The 16,111-nt window shown below is 63.9% G+C and carries 17 protein-coding genes; 12 read left to right on the forward strand and 5 right to left on the reverse strand.

The genetic code is table 11. From position 1 onward, the window contains the following. Positions 1-2 precede the first annotated feature (2 nt). The 7 genes from AC1RUS_RS01940 (at position 3) to AC1RUS_RS01970 (ending at position 8,525) form a co-directional block, all read left to right on the forward strand. The gene (locus AC1RUS_RS01940; RefSeq protein ID WP_492912475.1) at positions 3-2,192 is read left to right on the forward strand and encodes a hypothetical protein; all 2,190 of its coding nucleotides are present in this window, start codon (positions 3-5) and stop codon (positions 2,190-2,192) included. A 991-nt stretch (positions 2,193-3,183) separates the two neighbouring features. Then, positions 3,184-4,341, forward strand: a complete 1,158-nt coding sequence (locus tag AC1RUS_RS01945; RefSeq protein ID WP_492912477.1) for a hypothetical protein — start codon at positions 3,184-3,186, stop codon at positions 4,339-4,341. A gap of 3 nt (positions 4,342-4,344) precedes the next feature. Next, entirely contained in the window at positions 4,345-5,214 is an 870-nt protein-coding gene (locus AC1RUS_RS01950) for a hypothetical protein (RefSeq protein ID WP_492912479.1), read from the forward strand. Positions 5,215-5,237: 23 nt separating this feature from the next. Then, a complete protein-coding gene (locus AC1RUS_RS01955; protein ID WP_492912481.1) occupies positions 5,238-5,945 on the forward strand; it encodes a hypothetical protein in 708 nt (235 codons plus the stop codon). Between the two features lie 12 nt (positions 5,946-5,957). Continuing rightward, positions 5,958-6,419 (forward strand): hypothetical protein, encoded by a 462-nt coding sequence (locus AC1RUS_RS01960; protein WP_492912482.1) that lies wholly within the window; start codon positions 5,958-5,960, stop codon positions 6,417-6,419. Between the two features lie 66 nt (positions 6,420-6,485). Continuing rightward, complete coding sequence (locus AC1RUS_RS01965; RefSeq protein WP_492912484.1) at positions 6,486-7,046, forward strand: hypothetical protein; 561 nt, start codon at positions 6,486-6,488, stop codon at positions 7,044-7,046. 123 nt (positions 7,047-7,169) lie between these two features. After that, positions 7,170-8,525 carry an SGNH/GDSL hydrolase family protein gene (locus AC1RUS_RS01970; RefSeq protein ID WP_492912486.1) on the forward strand — a complete coding sequence of 452 codons (1,356 nt, stop codon included), beginning with the start codon at positions 7,170-7,172 and terminating at the stop codon, positions 8,523-8,525. Between the two features lie 6 nt (positions 8,526-8,531). Here AC1RUS_RS01970 and AC1RUS_RS01975 read toward each other — a convergent pair whose 3' ends face one another. The 3 genes from AC1RUS_RS01975 to AC1RUS_RS01985 all read right to left on the reverse strand — a co-directional run bounded on the left by AC1RUS_RS01975 (position 8,532) and on the right by AC1RUS_RS01985 (position 10,862). Then, positions 8,532-8,834, reverse strand: coding sequence for a hypothetical protein (locus tag AC1RUS_RS01975; protein ID WP_492912488.1), 303 nt, complete (start codon positions 8,832-8,834; stop codon positions 8,532-8,534). Between the two features lie 197 nt (positions 8,835-9,031). Beyond that, a complete protein-coding gene (locus tag AC1RUS_RS01980) occupies positions 9,032-9,667 on the reverse strand; it encodes a hypothetical protein (RefSeq protein WP_492912490.1) in 636 nt (211 codons plus the stop codon). A gap of 283 nt (positions 9,668-9,950) precedes the next feature. Further along, the gene (locus tag AC1RUS_RS01985; RefSeq protein WP_492912492.1) at positions 9,951-10,862 is read right to left on the reverse strand and encodes a hypothetical protein; all 912 of its coding nucleotides are present in this window, start codon (positions 10,860-10,862) and stop codon (positions 9,951-9,953) included. Positions 10,863-11,062: 200 nt separating this feature from the next. On the opposite strand from AC1RUS_RS01985, the gene AC1RUS_RS01990 reads away from it, so the two are divergent. Genes AC1RUS_RS01990 through AC1RUS_RS02005 form a run of 4 tightly spaced genes read left to right on the forward strand, consistent with a single transcriptional unit; the run spans position 11,063 to position 12,957 of the window. Beyond that, positions 11,063-11,308, forward strand: coding sequence for a hypothetical protein (locus AC1RUS_RS01990; RefSeq protein ID WP_492912494.1), 246 nt, complete (start codon positions 11,063-11,065; stop codon positions 11,306-11,308). Positions 11,309-11,310: 2 nt separating this feature from the next. Then, positions 11,311-11,619, forward strand: a complete 309-nt coding sequence (locus AC1RUS_RS01995) for a hypothetical protein (RefSeq protein WP_492912496.1) — start codon at positions 11,311-11,313, stop codon at positions 11,617-11,619. Positions 11,620-11,650: 31 nt separating this feature from the next. After that, the gene (locus tag AC1RUS_RS02000; RefSeq protein ID WP_492912498.1) at positions 11,651-12,346 is read left to right on the forward strand and encodes a hypothetical protein; all 696 of its coding nucleotides are present in this window, start codon (positions 11,651-11,653) and stop codon (positions 12,344-12,346) included. After that, positions 12,343-12,957 carry a hypothetical protein gene (locus tag AC1RUS_RS02005; protein ID WP_492912500.1) on the forward strand — a complete coding sequence of 205 codons (615 nt, stop codon included), beginning with the start codon at positions 12,343-12,345 and terminating at the stop codon, positions 12,955-12,957. Before AC1RUS_RS02000 ends, AC1RUS_RS02005 begins: the two co-directional genes overlap by 4 nt. 44 nt (positions 12,958-13,001) lie before the next feature. Here the strand turns inward: AC1RUS_RS02005 and AC1RUS_RS02010 are convergent, their stop codons facing one another. Continuing rightward, positions 13,002-14,198, reverse strand: a complete 1,197-nt coding sequence (locus AC1RUS_RS02010; protein WP_492912502.1) for a DUF6161 domain-containing protein — start codon at positions 14,196-14,198, stop codon at positions 13,002-13,004. 456 nt (positions 14,199-14,654) lie between these two features. Next, positions 14,655-14,819, reverse strand: a complete 165-nt coding sequence (locus AC1RUS_RS02015) for a hypothetical protein (protein WP_492912504.1) — start codon at positions 14,817-14,819, stop codon at positions 14,655-14,657. An 831-nt stretch (positions 14,820-15,650) separates the two neighbouring features. Between AC1RUS_RS02015 and AC1RUS_RS02020 the strand changes: the two genes are divergently transcribed. Next, the gene (locus AC1RUS_RS02020) at positions 15,651-16,091 is read left to right on the forward strand and encodes a Ros/MucR family transcriptional regulator (RefSeq protein ID WP_492912506.1); all 441 of its coding nucleotides are present in this window, start codon (positions 15,651-15,653) and stop codon (positions 16,089-16,091) included. Positions 16,092-16,111: the final 20 nt, after the last annotated feature.

Below are 16,111 nucleotides of genomic sequence, written 5' to 3' on the forward strand. Positions count from 1 at the left end.
TCATGAACGAGTTTATTGCTCCGCTCGGCCTGAAGATCGACTCCTCGGAAGTCGCGCCGGCCACCGTTTCCCTCGACCAACTGGCCAAGGCTGGCGGGCGGGCGGAGACGGCGGCCAACGATCTTGCGGGCGCGTCGCGCAAGCTGTCGACCGCCGAGGCCAATGTCGCAGCTGAGGCACAAAAGGCCATGGCGGCGACGAACCACCTGGCGGCTGAACAAGAGGCGCTGATCAAGACGCAGAACAGGCTGAACGAAGCGCACGGGAAGGTCGTCAACACCAGCAAGGTTCTACAACAGACCACGCTGAACCTTGGCCGCCAGGCGGCGGACCTCGGCGTTGGCTTCACCAGCGCCTTGAGCTCCGGCGAGCCCCTGAAGATGCTCTTCATGACGCTCACGCAGCAGGGTCCGCAGATCGCCGACGCCTTTGCTATGGCCAAGACCCAAGGGCTCGGCTTCAAGGCCGTTCTGGCCGGCATGTACGCGGAAGCCGCGCCGCTTCTCGCCATCCTGGCCCCCATCGCTGTTAGTGCGGCCGCGATCGGCAGCGTGTTCGCCTTGTCGGCCCGTCAGATCAACGAGGGAAACAAGGACCTCATCTCGGGCCTCGGCCTGACCGCTGACCAGTTGGAGAAGGTCAAGAACAAGACTGTCACGATGGGAGACGTCGCGGTCGGCACCTTCAATGCGGCGAAGGGCGCCCTGGCGTCTGCCTTTGGCGACGAGCTGAAGACCTCGGGCAAGGCGCTCGACAAGTTCTTCGATGACCTGGCCACGAACACGGTCAAGGAGACGAAGGCGATCGTCGGCGGCTTCATGGCCGCATTCGAGGCGGTCAAGGCGACGTGGTCGATGCTGCCGGGCGCGTTCGGCGACGCCACGGTGCGAGCCACCCAGGCTGCGCTCGACGCCCTGGCCAAGCTGGTCAACGGCGCGATCGGTCTCATCAACCCTGTCATCGGCGGGTTGAATAGCCGGTTCAAACTGGGCCTGCCACAACTCGACCCCGTGGCGTTCGGCAAGCTGCGGAACGACTACGCGGGGCAGATGGAGGCCACCGGACGGGCGGCGACCGAGGCTCTCGCGCGCGGCTACGCGGCGGGCGGCGCCGCTGTCGACAAGGTCTTAGGGTCAATCACGCGCGAGACGCTGAAAGCTGCGAACGCGCGGATCCTCGACGAAGCAGGCAAGGCCAAGGCCGCGAAGACCGCGAAGGACCACGCCGACCGCGTGAAGCTGGAGACCGATGTCCTCGTCGCCTCCAACGAAATCTGGCCCGAGCGCGCCGCGGCGATGGAAGCCGCAGCCAAGCAGGCCAAGGCCCTGGCCGACGCCCAAGGCGCGCTGAACGACAACCTCATGGCTTCGGATCGCCCCGCGACCGACCTGGAGAACCTGATCGAGGCCCTGGAGGAGGCGCGCCGCCAGACCGACGCCGTCGCCTACGCGGTCGACGACATCTTCAACGGCATCAAGAACCACAACTGGCTGACGGCCTTCTCTGGCCTGCTGCGCACGATCGACATGGTCAAGGTGGCGTTCGACCGCGCGGCTGATGCCAAGAGCCGGATCAACGCCGTCGCTGGGCTGGCTCAAGGCATCGGTGGCGCCATCGGGGGCACGACCGGCGGCGTCATCAGCGGTATTGGCAGCGGGGCGGCTGCGGGCGCTACAATCGGCTCGATCATCCCGGGTGTCGGCACCGTGATCGGCGCGGGTGTTGGCGCGCTAATCGGCGGCCTCGGCTCCCTGTTCGGCTCGTCCAAGGCCAAGAAGCAGGCGAAGGCCGAGGCGGAAGCCCAGCGCCTGGCCGCCGAGCAGGCGCGGATTCAAGAGATCGCCAACCAGAAGCGCAGCCTCGAACTGCAGCTGATGGAGGCGCAGGGCTGGTCCTTCGCCGCCCTGACCGCCAGCCGGGCCGACGAACTGGCCAAGATGGACGAGACCAACCGCGCGCCCGCTCAGCAGGTCTATGCGGCCCAGGACGCGGCCAAGACCCGCGAACTCGAACTGCAGCTGCTGGAAGCGACCGGCCAAGCCGAGGCCGCGCTGTCCTATCGCCGCCACATCGCGCTCGCGGCCCTGTCGGAGACCGACCAGGCCATCCAGAAGGCGATATGGGCGGCAGGACCAGACGGCTGCAAACACGGCCCTGGCGGACGCCCAGGAGGCCGCGACCGCTGCCGCTGAAGCTGCTGCGAAGGCGCTGGATGATCTGAACAGCGCGCGCCAAGCAGACGCCGCCCAGCTGGTCGCCAACGCCCGCTCGGCGCTGACCGAGGCCTATCAGACCGAAGCCGCCGCGATCGAGGCCACGCGCTCGAAGTTCCAGGGCTTCGCCGACGACCTGAAGGCCTTCCGCCAGTCGCTCACCGGTTCAGCGGGCTCGGCCGGCGAGAACTTCTTCTCTCTCGCCGCGAAGGCCCGTCTGGGCGATGCGGACGCGCTCGGCCAACTGGTCAGCGCCGGCACGGCGGCCGACGCTGCGGCTAAGACCGGCGCACGCACGCAGCAGGAATATCTCGTCGAGCAAGCCAAGATCCGCAACGCGGTGCAGGCGGCCGAAGACACAGCGACGCGCCAAGTCTCGATCGCCGATCAGCAACTCGATGCTCTGAAGGCACAGGTCTCCGGCCTCGTCACGATCAACGACAGCGTGCTTACGGTCGCGGCCGGCATCGCGGCGCTGCAATCGGCTCTGGCCGTGCAGACCGGCGCCTTCGGCGGCGCGGTGGCGAACCCGAACCGCAACTGGGGCGCCAACGTCGACACCAACGTTCTGCTGGCCCGTCAGGGCTACAACGGAGACTTCGGCTCCGGCGGATTTCAGGCCTGGGCCGAGCAGCAGCCCGAAAGCGTCAAGGCCACGCTCCGGCAGATCCTCACCTCGCAAGGCCAGGCCTATCGCATCGCGTTCGCGAGCGGCGGCTCAATGACGGTCGGCGGCGACGGCGGAACCGACACTACGCCGGTCGGGCTCATGGCGACGCGCGGCGAGGTCGTCAGCGTTTCCAAGGGCGACACCATGGCGCTGATGGTCGAGGAGCTTCGCGCTCTGCGCTCCGAGATCGCGGCCTTGCGGGGCGATGGGGAGCGCACCGCCAGGGCGACGGAAAGGACCGCCAACACCCTTGTCCGTGTGACCCGCGATGGCGACGCCATGCTGACCGAGGCCGCCTAGATGCGCGTGATCCCGCCGCTTGAGATCACGAACGCCCGTCTGACCAGCAGCACCGCGCCGGAACCCGGGGTTGGGGAGGCGGCTTTCAACATCGCCACCACCTACGGCATCGGCGACAAGGCGATCGTGGGGTCGCCCACTTCGGCCGTGACCATCACAGTCGCCGCGCCTGCAGTCGTGAGCTGGTCCACCCATGGCCAGGCCGACGGGACGCCGGTCGTCTTTACCACGACCGGCGCGCTCCCGACCGGGCTGGCCGCCGGCGTTACCTACTATGTCCTCAACTCAACGGCCGGCACCTTCCAGGTAGCTGAGACACCGGGCGGGGCACCGATCACCGCGACAGGAATCCAGTCGGGCACGCACACGGCGACCTGTCAGGTTCACCGGGTGTTTCAAAGCCTAGTCGCTTCGAACGTCGGCAATTATCCGACTCTGTCCGCCTCCGCCGACAAGTGGCTCGACATCGGCCCAACGAACCGCTGGGCGATGTTCGATCTGCTGCGCAATACGGCGACCACGGCGGCCTCTCCGTTGACGGTCGTTCTAACGCCTGGACAGCGCACCGATGCATTGGGTCTCGTCGGCCTTGTGGCCGATGAGGTGACGGTGACCGTGGATGCGCCGGGCGCTCCGACTTATTCGGTGACCGTCTCGCTGCGCACCCGACTTGTCGTCAACTGGCGCACCCACTTCTTCGCGCGTTTCACGACGGCGCCGAGCCTCGTGCTCTTCGACCTCCCGCCCTACACCAGCGGCGTCATCACCGTCACGATCAGCCGAACGGGCGGCCCGGTGGCCTGCGGTGGCCTCGTGCTGGGGTCGGCGGTCTATCTCGGCGAGACCCAGTACTCCGCCGTCGACGACGCCCTGAACTTCTCGCGCATCGAGCGCAATGACTACGGTGACAGCGTCCTCGTTCCGCGCCGGACGGTTCCGAAGACCAATCAAACGATCCGCTGTTTGAAGGGCAACGTAAACGTCGCCCGCGACCTCCGTGACACGCTGAACGCCGTGCCGGCTCTGTGGTCCGGCCTGGACGACCCGACCGACGGCTACTTCGAGGCGGTTCTGATCCTGGGCATCTACAAGCAGTTCAGCATCAACCTCGCCCACCCCGAATACGCGATGATTTCGCTCGAACTTGAGGAGGTCTAGGCCATGACCGTGCCGCTGATCACTGTCGTCTTGGACCCTCCGGAGATCTCGGATCCGGCCAACTTTGAGGTCAAGGCCGACAACCTACTGAACGAAGATCTGCCGGCGATGTGTGTCCAGTACAACGCGTCGGTGACAGCGTTTAATGCCGACGTCATCGCGTTCTCGGAGACCGCCGCTGAAACCGAAGAAGCTCTGGCGGACATGCTCTCGGCGGCTGGCTTCCTGGGAGCCTCAACAAGCAGCGTTGCTATCGGTGCGGGCGCCAAGACCTTCCAACTGCAGACTGGGCTCTCCTTCCGCAATTCCTGGGTGCTCGTCTCAGACTCCGCCGACGCCGCCAACTATGTCCACGGCAAGTCGACTTACAACACGTCGACGGGCCAAATGGTGGTGACCGTTCCCAGCGACGGATACGGCGGTTCGGGCACGAAGTCGTCGTGGGTTGTTGAGCTCTCCGGGCCCAAAGGGACCGCGGCCGCGCTCGCCAGCGCCGCCGACGTGCTTGCCGGAACGGACGCGGCTAAGGCTGTAACGTCGAAAGCTCTGGCCGACAGCCTGGCCCCGATCTCGGCCACGGTGTCGGGGGGGCAGTCGCCGGATTGCTCGAACAGCAAGATTTTCGACTGGCTTTTGAGCGGCAACATCACGTTGAACGCGCCGTCCGCCCCACTGAACGGGGCGTCGGTTTTCTTCCGGATCAAGCAACCAACGTCGGGCGGTCCCTATACGCTCTCGCGCAACGCGGCGGTGAAGAAGGGTGTCGACGTCAATCTGACGCTCTCCGCCGCCGCCAATAAGGTGGACATGATCGCCGGCCTGATCGTCGGTGGGGTCTTGGAGATTGTCGGCATCACCAAGGATATCGGCTAATGCGCTCCGCTGTTGGGGGGGTGATGAACGGGCTATTCAGGGCCAGCGATCTGGCGATCTGGATCGACCCCTCGGACCTCTCGATCCTGAAGCAGGAGATCACCGGCGCCAGCGCGACAACGCCAGCCGTGATCGGCGACCCGGTCGGTTCGATCCTCAACAAGGGCTCTGTCGGCGGGTGGGTGACCGCTCCGAGCACGGGCGCCCGGCCGGTTCTCCGCGCGGACGGCGGCGGCCGGTACTACCTCGAGTTCGACGGCGTCAACGACAGCCTGGAATTCACGTCCGCCCAGACCGACGTTATCGAGGGCCAGCCCTTCGGTGTGTTCGCGGCTTGGTCGCTGACGACGCACACGACACAGGAGTATGTGATCGGCGCGACCGCCGGCCTGGCGCTGGGCTGGGCGGACGGAACGACGTTGACGCTAGCCTATAGCGGCAACGATCTGCTGTTTACCCTGACGCGCGACGCCGCGCCCCATGTTCACTCCGGGATCCAGAGTTCGGTCGACCGCGTGCTCCGCCAGGACGGCGCGACGGCAGCCACCTCGGATTCCAACATCACCTATCTTAGCGCCCAAACCGGTCTGGCGATCGGCACACGCAACGGCTCATTCGTCCAGGCCCATGTCTACGGGGTCATGATCCAGGGCGGGGCGATCACCACTGCCTTGCGGGACCAGATCGAGCAGCGTCTGGCCGCCGCCATCGGCATCACCTTCACCTCGTAAAGCGAGCCCATCATGAGCCTTGCCCAGATCGTCGGCGACGCGCCGCCGGTGCGCCTGCCGTTTGGCGAAGAGATCGTCACCGGCGACGTGATCCATAGCTATGAAACCGTGCTGGCCTGGCCGGAAGCCGAGCGCAACGCACTGGGCGTCTTCACCGTCTCGCCGGCCGCCGCCGCGCCCGAGGGGCAGCGGATCGAGACGATCGAACTGGCCGTGGTCGACGGCGTCGTCAGCGATGTCGCCACCTATGGACCTGCGCCCGTCGAGCGCCGCCTGATCGCCAAGTCCGTCGTGCAGGCCCGCCTGATCGACGCGGGCAAGATGGACACCGTCTTCGCCGCACTGCTGTCCAGCCCCGGCGACTTCGCCAAGTGGTTCGCCCCGGACTGGCCGAATGTCTTCGCTGACGATGAACGCATGGTCCAGGTGCTGACGGAGGTCGGCGCTGACCTCGAGACGATCACCGCGCCCTGACGCGGGGCCGTTCCGATCCCACACCGGCCCCTTCACGGGGCCTTTTTTCATGCCTGGAGATCAACCATGCGCGCCGGCGAACGAACGACCATCGCTCTAGCTCGAGGAGAGATGCTGACCGTCACGGCCAGCGCCGATGCGACAGGCACCGTGACGCGTCTCGCCGACAGCATGGGCGGCGAGCCTTATAGCCCGGTGCCGATCACGGGCGAGACGGCCACCTTTGGCCCGTTCGCCGTTGCGGCGCGGCTGGCCATCGAGGTTAGGGACGGGGCCGTCACGACCGCGGTCGGGCCCTCCTTCTCCCGCATCTCTCTGCGAAAGATCACCTCGACGGCAGCGAACCTCACCAATGGCGACATCGGCGGCGCGGTCGCGTCGACCAGCGGATCGGCCACGACCTTCACCATCCTGCCCGACAGCGTCGAGCCTGGCTGGTCTCCGAACGGAATTCTGACGGTGATGCAGCTTGGGGCTGGATCGCTGACCGTCGCCGCCGGAGCCGGCGTCACCATCAACAAGTCGGCGGACGTAGGTCTCGCCCTGTCCGGCCAATACGCAGTCGTTCAACTGCTGCGGACGGGCGCCAACGAGTGGCTCGCCTTTGGCAGCCTTGGAGCAAGCTGATGCACACTCTTCTGCACGGGGCTGTCGCGCTCTCCAACGGTTTGGGAACGAACACGATTCTACTCAATCGCCTGAGGATCAGCCTCAACGGCCAACGCATCACTCTGACGAAGGCGGCCTAGCATGACGTATGAGATCACCAACGAAGCCGATCTCGCAGCCGTGCTCCGAGTGATGGCGGGTCCTTCGTTCAAGACGCGCAACGGCTTCTCGCGCTTCAAGGAGAAAATCGACGCCGGCCAACACTCTTGCCTGCTGATCATTTCCGACAGCACGGGCAACATCAACGACGACAGCGACCGCTGGCCGGGACGCCTGCCGGCCCTTATCAACGCCTACAACGCCGGGCCGTCGGTCTACATTCATGCCTGGGACAACGTCGGCAACGCGGGCTTCAAAGCCGGGGTGAAGTTCATCACCGGCACGACGTCGGCGGAATGCCACATCTACACGACGGCGATCTCGGGCACCGTGCCGCAGCTCATCATGGGGTCGCGCTGGGAGAACGGCGGCGGAAACGTCGCGCCTGACGGCGTGATCATCAACCACGGCATCAACTATTTCTCGGCCTGGGACGTTGCGGGCCAGGGCGGGGCGTCCGTGCGCGGCTCTATGCTGGCTCTGATCGAACAGATCTGGCAGCGCTGGCCACACATGCCGATCTCGGCAATTCAGCAGAACCCCAACCAGGCCGACAGCAGCCTCGACAACATGCCCGTCTATTGGAAGACGGTTGCGGCGTTGACCGGCATCGCCCTCATCGACATCTATTCGGTGTTCGTGGCGGCCGGGAAGCCGAGCGCCTGGTACACGGCCTCGGCACCCCGCGTTCACCCGTCAAACCCCGACGGCAACACACAATGGGCCAACACGATCTGGCAGCACTTCCTAAACGCTGCGGCCTTCTCGCTCCCGATCAACCAGTCGAACCTCAACCGGCGCGGCGTCAATCTGCTGACCAACGCCGATTTCGCCAATCCGGTCTGGACCACGCAAGACGGCGCGACGCCGCCGGATGGCTGGACGAAGAGCGGAACGCCCACCCTGACCAAGGAGACGACGTTCGTTGCGGATGGCGCGGCGGCGTCGCTGAAGATGGCGGGCGCCGGCTCTGCGGCCGGCTTCATCTATCAGTCGCTCAGCGCCGCCAAGCGGGCGAGGGCGGTCGGGCAACGCCTGACGCTAACCTGCAGGAAGTCGGTCAACGATGGCGGCAATAGCAACGTCGGCCGGCTCGGCCTGATCTTCACGTCCGCCTCGCTCGGGACGCTGAGCTATTTCAGCCTGCCGTTCATCCAGTGGCAGGACGATTTCGCGTGGTGGTCAATGTCTAGTCTGTACGCGCCAGCCGACTGCACTGATATCCAGGTGCGCCTGTTTCAGGACAGCACGACGCCGCCAGACGCGACCCACAACGCGTACTTTGATCAGGTGTGTCTCAGTGTCGGAGATCGCCCGCAGGCCGCTCGCGCGTCATAGCGGAGGTCAGGCGTTGGCTTTGAGCCAGCGCTCACCTGCGGGGGTGAGGAAGCAGCCGGTGTCCCATGCGCTCCCGTTGCTGGCCAAGCCGAGGTTCTCAGCTTCATCCATTACCCCGGACCAAGCCACGTACAATTCAGTGCCGTCGGCCAGAAAGCCGTCGTTCTGCTCTAGCACGCGGAGAAACTCGCCGCAGGCACTGCTCGGCGGCAGGTGCTCGCGCGTCAAAAGGCCGTGAATGGTCTGAGTAACATTCGCCAAGAACGCCGAGAAAGTCGGCGCGGTCAGGCCTGGGAGCATAGTGCGCATTGTGTTTCCCCCCGGTATATCGCTGGCGCGTCGTTCGCACACCTAGCTTCACCGAAAGCGACGCTAGCACTTCTCCGACGGCGGACAAAGTCCGGGTGCTGACGCCGTACAGCTAGCCCGCCGATGAGATTGGTTGGAATGATCGGCGCGAGATTGGCGGGCGAGGTTTTATAGCGTCTAGAGCTAATTGCAGCGCACTACACGCCCATCTGGATGAGGGACTGATCAAGCTCCCAAGCGATTTGTCTCAATGAAGCCCAGTGGGAGTTTGGCGGCGTAAAGGGGGTGTGATCCGCGTGAAAATAGTTGGCGTTGTCGGGGAGCGGATCGGTCACGAGCGCGCGATAATCCTCGCTCGTGTTCGAACCGTCGACATGGGCGCCGCCATCTTGCGAGCGCACGAAAAACACTAAGCCCCGCCGCGTCAGCGGACGCTTTCCTTCGTTAGCGACGTTCTCTTCCCACCACGCGCTTAGGCGCAAGGGGCGCGACCAGGGCGGCGGAGTGGAGCCGGATTGGCAGTGCGGGACGAATATCGTGCCGGCCTGACTCATCTGAGCAACCGTCAGCGGCGGTGACGCCGGTACCCAGGTTCCACCGCCGGGCGCTCGCATAGCTGTGCTGACAACCAACAGCTTGGAGGCCAAGCCGAGCTGGGAAAGCAGCGATTTCACCCGCCCTGTGCCGTTGTGGACGAGAATGTAGAGGTAGGTCGCCAGCCGCTTCGCCTCGCGGACTTGCCCCTCATCATAGACCTTCGCGGATGTCCGTAGAAAGTGGATCTGGTCTCGCAGTTCCTCTTCCAGTTCGGCGGTCGTCTTTGTGTAGACCATGCGACTTGTCCCGTTTCGGCGGCAGACAGCACCGTTACGCGTGATCTCCGCAGAGTCGATCTGGCCGTTGAAAAACTTCCATTCATAGGAGGGGCTGAATGGACAACAACCTCCTTGCCTGCGGCTTGCTCACGCCTGCGTTAGCGCGGCTTTGGGAGCCGTTTACCGCCCTCGGGGTCGGGACGGTGCTGAACCATTTTATGAAACACCTGCTTGTGTGAAGGTGGGCCGTTTCGAGGGATGGTGGACGCCAGCTTGGCCGGACAAACCTTAAGGGCGGCAGCTATCGCATTGGGGGTGCTGCGCCTGTCACCAGGAGGACAGTCGACGACTTCGTGAAATGCTCTGGCACCTCAGCGTCAAGGTCGATGCTGGACCGCCACTGGGGCAAGGGGTTAGTCCGGACCGCCAAAACTTGATTTTCCTCAGGAAGCGGATACTCGGCAGCCCAAATCACAGTTATTTGGCGATCAGGGATGTCTTCATTTGGGTCGGCCACGACAGTGATGGCTGGCAGTTCTCGCCCCTGAAACTTCACCATAACCATTTCATCGCCAATCCGTCGCAGTATCGACGCTTGAGCAGGTCCCGTCATTCCGACTCCTGCCAGGTAGCGCGCGCCGCGCCGAGTTTGAGGTCCCTTAAGCGAAACCGGCACGTCGTTCAGGTATTGTATCGTCACCGAGCTGCACCCCGTATTGGCGGCCTTCTTCTGTGCTTCGATAATGAGCGGCATGATCCTGGTCACTACCCGCTCAGCGGCCAGGGCGACAATCTCGGACTCGCCCGTCGGGCGCTCGCTTGGTGCGCCATGGAGAGCCAGGGCGATCACGCCGGCAGTCCCGCCGATTAGCTCCATGATGAACGTAGCGATGGTGGAGAGATCTGCGAGGCGCGCTATGATCTTCTGGTCGGCCTCGGGCCAACGATCCACCCGAGCCGGCCGTTGAGATCGGGAAATTCTCAACTTCAATCGAAATCGAAGTTCAATGCTGCCCGCTCTGGGGGATACGTCCAGCACGAGCGCAGTCTGCTTGGGATCACCAGCGTCAATCCTGTCGCTGATCGCTGGTATCACCGCACGGATTATCTCCTGTATCGCAAGTACGACCTCGTTCATCTGATCATATTCGATCGTGTGGAGAGACGGGTCTTCGTGACTGAACTTGAGAACCAGTACGTCGTTGCTAGCCATGCTCACCCGCATTTTCGTCAATCTTAGATAAAGCCAAGCTATCCGGTTAAGTTGAGCTGTCTAGGCAGTCGCCTGGCGCCTGATCCTGATGGCGCGGCTTCGGCGCGCACCTCCGACATCGTCACCCCACCCACCGACCCCACAGAAAGGGCCGATGACCTATGTCTCCAGCCATCTGGATCGCCCTGGGCGGTCTGTTCTTGACCGTCAGCATCCAGGGCGTCGCGTTCGCCTTCTTCCTTGGGCGCCAAGCTGAACGCATCTCGACCCTCGAGCGCGAGGCCAAGCGGGACGTCGGCCTTTCCGAGAGCGTCGCGCGGCTCGATGAGCGGCTGAAGCACGCGACCGAACAACTGGAGCGCTTCGACAGAGGTCTCCAGGGCGTCAGCCGGCAACTCGCCAATTTGGCCAGCGGCAAGGGCGGCATCTTCCAGCAGGCGGAGTGACCATGACCGACCACCCCAACGCCGACCGCACGTCGGTGCCCGCGATCCTGGCCTACGCCTGCCTCGCCCAAGTCGGGGTCTTCGGCGCGCTGCTGTTCTGGATCGTGATCAAGAAGGTCCATCTCGACGCCGTCGTCGTCGGCCTGCTGGGCTCGTTCTTCACGTCGATCTTCAGCAACGCCTCGCTGGCGCTGGGCTATCACCTGGGCGCTTCGGTTGGCGGCAAGACCGCGAACGCCGCCCTGGCCCAGATCGCCGGCGCTGGTCCGCCCCCGCCCGCCGCGCCGCTCGACCCCGCGCCGACCACCTAGCGCACCACCCCACATACCGAAAGGAGCGCCGATGAGCGTTCAAACGCTGCAGGCCAACCTGTCGGCGCGCGGCTTCACGCCCGGGCCCGCCGACGGCGACCTTGGCCCGCGCACCTTCCAGGCCCTGGCCGACCTCGCCACCAACCGCCGCGCTCCGATGACGACCGGCGCCCTGATGGCGAAGTGGTTGCCGTTCGCCTCGATCGACAACCGCGACGAGATCATCGAGTTCATTGCCAACTGCGCCCACGAGAGCGCCTTCCTGCCGCGCGAGGAGGGGCTGAGCTATTCGGCCGAGCGCCTGGCCGTGGTCTGGCCCAACCGCTACACCGTCGACCCGCGCGCCGCGACCAAGGTCCCGAACGCCCTGGCCAAGACCCTGGCCCGCAATCCCCAGGCCCTGGCCAACGCCACCTATGGCGGCCGGACGGGCAACACCGGCCCGAACGACGGCTGGCTGTTCCGGGGCAGGGGCCATGCGCAGCTCACCGGTCGAGAAGCCTACCGCGAGGTCGGAGAGATTGTCGGCATGCCGTTCGAGGCGAACCCCGACCTGCTGCTGACCCCCGAGGGCTCCATGGCCGCCGCCGTGGGCTTCTGGCGGTGGAAGGGCATCGGCCGGCTCGTTCCTGACACGAAGGCCGTCCGCAGGGCCTGGAACGGCGGCGACGGCGGGCTCGACGAGGTCCGATCCATTGGCAACCGCATCAGGGAGATTTGGTCATGATCTGGCTCGCAGTGAAGGGCGGATGGACGATCGCCTGGCGCTTCCTCAAATCACCGACCGGCCGCTACCTCGCCGCGGCCCTTGCCGTCATGGCGGCGCTGTTCCTCGTCCGAGCCGAGGGCCACCGCGCCGGCGTGAAGGACGAGCAGGCGGCCCAGGCCGAGCGCGTGAAGGCCGCCCGCAAGCTGGTCGCCAAGGTCGAGGCCAAGGGCGCCGCGATCACCAAGACCGTCGGCGACCAGCTGACCAAGACCCAGACCGAAATCCGCTGGCGCACCCGCGTCCAGCTTCAGGAGGTGACCCGCTATGTCCCTATCGAAAGCGATCGCGCTTGCATCGTTGGCGTCGGCGCTCTGCGCCTGCACGACCACGCCTTCGCTGGTCTGCCCGGCCTTCCCGGGCCCGCCGGTGGACTTGAGCAAGCCGATTCCGGAGTACCGCTCTCCGCGCTCATCGCCGACGACGTCGCCTTCGCCGGAACCGCCCACGACTGGAAGGCTGAAGCCCTAGCCTGGCGCGCCTGGTATGGCGCCCAGGCGGATCTCTGGTCCAAGACTACAGGACTGTCGACCGCTAGCTCGACACCCCTGACTGCTCGCCCTCAGGCTTGAGCGACGGTAACGCTGCTATTTTCGGCCTTACAACACATGCGTAGTTAGGGCCTCGGCGAGGTCAGGAATCTTGATGCGATGCCAGCTACTCCAAGATCGGGTGATCCATCGTCTTTGACGATGCCGTCGCTGGAGGGGCGAAACAGAGCGGCTAGGATAATGGCGCGGTCCTTCTCGTCGGCTTGGCGCACGCTTGTGAGGGCAAGATAGGTCCTCGTCATCACCGCGCGATCCTTCGCGTCATGATGCAGATGATTTTGGCTTAGATAGAACCGCGTCAACAGACGTCCGGCCCATAGAACCATCGTTGTGAGAGCAGCCAAGCCTGCGCCGGCTACGACATACAGAGCGCTATCGACTTTCCCGCCAGCCTCACCAATTCCAATGATCCAACCGCCTGTCAGGCAGAAGATAGTTGCAATAGTCGGGATGGTTAGGACAAAATAACCAATCACCCAGCACTTAAGCTCTCTTTCGTTATTGCTGTGTGTCGTCGCTTTCGCCTCCCAATACTTGACCGGCGCTTGCAGCTCCATCTGCGCCTTATACGTGGCTTCGGTCGTCTCGAATTGCGTGATCGCGTCGGCGAGCTTCTCATCCCAGAGCGAAACTGATTGGCGCAGTTCGATGTCGCGATCTCGGAAGCGGGCCTTTACCACCTTCAAAACTCGGAGTGCCCTACGTGCGCCTTTCCATTGCGCCAAACGTAGGATGTTCTCGCGTCTATCCTCCGCCTCATCGAAGCGTGCGGACAAGTTAGAGATTGTCCGACGAAGGTTTGTACGCTCGGTCTGGACGAGCCGCAGTTGTTCGTTCAACGGGCCATGGGCTGGAGATGCAAGCTCGATCAGAACCTGCAGTGCGCTTAGGTCGGTGACGTTGTTGAGGTTCACGAGCCCTCTAATAAACCCGTAGGCGATCGCAGCATCGTTCGCACCCCTCCGCACGGCCAAGTCCTGAACCAGCATCCCCTGAGTGCTCGCGGTATTGATCAAAGGACCAGTGTTGAATCGCGCCCTTATCGCACTCAAGGACTGATCAAGCGAATATCCGCCGCTGGCGTTGGTCTGAACAATGTTTACAAGCTCTAGGTATTGGCTGCTGACGGCGTCCCATACATGGCGATTTGTTCTCGCGTTCGACAACCATTCCCACTTGGCGCGCTCGCCGTTCAGCCATCCAATGACCTGCCCAGGGGTGTCGATCGTTAGGGTTTCGCCGGGGAGTTCTAGGATGGGCATCGTACGGCTCCGACTGCGTGGAATGGTAGAGCTACACGGCACCGTCATTGGCGCAACCTGCCGGCCATAGGCATCGCGTCATCGATCTTCCAAAACAATATGCGCGGTCATCACGCGCGCCGAGGCTGGCGACGCGGGAGTTCCGTTCTTGGACCTCGAGCCACGCCCGGCCGGCTAGGTTCTGGCATTGGCTGGTGGCTCAACTTGGCGGACGGCGCGCCAGTAAGGCCACTGGCGACCGTTGCCGCGCTGGACCTTCTCCATTTCGAACCAGGCAGATTCCCCCTTGAACTCCGGCACATCACCGAGCTCGACGAAGCCGGTAGCCGACCGCGTTCCGCCCGCTGGTGTTCTGGTCGAACGTGTAGACGAGCGTGCGACTGGTCAGGTCGCCCGTCCGTTCACGCATGCGATGAAGCTGCATTGTCGCTCTAAGATAGACGCGAGGCGCAGGCATCAGTCGTACAGCGCTGCAGCGAAGCGGACCTTGACGCCGGCGTCCTGGAGAGCGCCGGGCCACAGCTCGAACCGAGCGGTGCGCCGGCCGCACGGGCAGCGGAGGCTGCCAGAGAAATCCGTCACCGCCTTGAAGCCCAGACCGCGCGCCAGCCAGGCGCTCACGTCCAGACCAGCGACGTCCCCGCATGCGCATATCGTTCGGAGGTGGCGATCGTCACCGGACGCTTCGACCAAGCTTAGGTCATCCACGTCGCAGGGAACGTAGATCGGGCGGGTAGGGGCGTGCGTGGTCGAGCCCCGGCCAGCGGTTTGAGGAAGCATGTAGCGGTCTCCGATGTTCCGCTAATGTTCTCTTTTTCGGGGTGGGAGAGTCAAGCGACTCAAGCGCGATGCGAGCCTAAGCCCTTGCGATATTCCCTCACTTGGGTGAGAAGCCACCTCCGAGCCGTTTACAGCGCCTCGGTAAGCCATTGATCTTTCTCAGCCGCGCGGGGCGTGATTTTACACCTAAGATGATGATCGTCCGCGCTAAGTGGGCGATTTTGGTACCGTCATTCTAGGTTCGAGTCCTAGTTCCCCAGCCACATCTTTCAAAGACTTAGCGAGAAGTCACCGCCTCGGCAGAGGCGGCCGCCGTCCCGTGTCTTCGGGGCCGCGTGACGTGCTCGGCGTCTGTCCACGTCGCCTCTCCAAGCTTTCATCCATGTCTTGGCGTGCGGTCAAGGTCTTGAGCTGCGCGCTGAGAATTGGACGAGTCCCTCAAGCTCAAGGTCGTGCTCGCGGCCTAGTTGAGAGCTTGAGCTGAAAGTTTTTCAAAACCGGGGTTTCAATTGCTCAGCGAATGCGATCAACGTTATTTCGCTCTGTATCTCGCAGTCGCGAACAGAAAAGAATCGCTCTCATAAACGAGCATTCTGGGCCTCTACGCAGCAAGTACTTGTATTTCAGCGCGAGGGGTGTATTTGCAAAGCAAATGGCATTGGAGTCCTAATCGTGGAAGACAAAGCGTCCCTGATCGAACTGACGGCTGAAATCGTGGCCAACTATGTCGCGAATAACAGCACGCCGGTATCCGATCTTCCGGCTCTGATCCGTGCGACCCATGACGCGCTGGCAGGTATTGGTTCGCCCGAAGCTCCCGTCGTCGAGACGGTTACGAAGGCTACGTCGGCGCAGATTCGAAAGAGCATCACGCCCGACGCTCTCATCAGCTTCGAAGATGGTAAGCCGTACAAGACGCTGAAGCGCCACCTGACCACGCACGGCATGACCGTCGCCGAATACAAGGCCAAGTGGGGTCTGCCCAACGATTACCCGACGACGGCGCCCGCCTATAGCGAAGCGCGCTCGGCGATGGCCAAGGCCCTGGGCCTGGGTCAGGGCGGCCGCAAGGCCAAGAGCCCGGCCAAGGCGCCCCGCGCCCGTAAGGCCTGAGGCCTTAAAACACCGATTGA

Source organism: Caulobacter sp. GW821-FHT10F06 (assembly GCF_058809215.1).

Excerpts from the sequence above, each read along its gene's own strand:
- AC1RUS_RS02000 (WP_492912498.1), top strand. The coding sequence starts at position 11,651 with ATGAGCGTTCAAACGCTGCAGGCCAACCTGTCGGCGCGCGGCTTCACG.
- AC1RUS_RS01965 (WP_492912484.1), top strand. The coding sequence starts at position 6,486 with ATGCGCGCCGGCGAACGAACGACCATCGCTCTAGCTCGAGGAGAGATG.
- AC1RUS_RS01940 (WP_492912475.1), top strand. The coding sequence starts at position 3 with ATGAACGAGTTTATTGCTCCGCTCGGCCTGAAGATCGACTCCTCGGAA.
- AC1RUS_RS01995 (WP_492912496.1), top strand. The coding sequence starts at position 11,311 with ATGACCGACCACCCCAACGCCGACCGCACGTCGGTGCCCGCGATCCTG.
- AC1RUS_RS01970 (WP_492912486.1), top strand. The coding sequence starts at position 7,170 with ATGACGTATGAGATCACCAACGAAGCCGATCTCGCAGCCGTGCTCCGA.
- AC1RUS_RS01950 (WP_492912479.1), top strand. The coding sequence starts at position 4,345 with ATGACCGTGCCGCTGATCACTGTCGTCTTGGACCCTCCGGAGATCTCG.
- AC1RUS_RS01985 (WP_492912492.1), bottom strand. The coding sequence starts at position 10,862 with ATGGCTAGCAACGACGTACTGGTTCTCAAGTTCAGTCACGAAGACCCG.
- AC1RUS_RS01945 (WP_492912477.1), top strand. The coding sequence starts at position 3,184 with ATGCGCGTGATCCCGCCGCTTGAGATCACGAACGCCCGTCTGACCAGC.
- AC1RUS_RS02010 (WP_492912502.1), bottom strand. The coding sequence starts at position 14,198 with ATGCCCATCCTAGAACTCCCCGGCGAAACCCTAACGATCGACACCCCT.
- AC1RUS_RS01975 (WP_492912488.1), bottom strand. The coding sequence starts at position 8,834 with ATGCGCACTATGCTCCCAGGCCTGACCGCGCCGACTTTCTCGGCGTTC.
- AC1RUS_RS02005 (WP_492912500.1), top strand. The coding sequence starts at position 12,343 with ATGATCTGGCTCGCAGTGAAGGGCGGATGGACGATCGCCTGGCGCTTC.
- AC1RUS_RS01980 (WP_492912490.1), bottom strand. The coding sequence starts at position 9,667 with ATGGTCTACACAAAGACGACCGCCGAACTGGAAGAGGAACTGCGAGAC.
- AC1RUS_RS01960 (WP_492912482.1), top strand. The coding sequence starts at position 5,958 with ATGAGCCTTGCCCAGATCGTCGGCGACGCGCCGCCGGTGCGCCTGCCG.
- AC1RUS_RS01955 (WP_492912481.1), top strand. The coding sequence starts at position 5,238 with ATGAACGGGCTATTCAGGGCCAGCGATCTGGCGATCTGGATCGACCCC.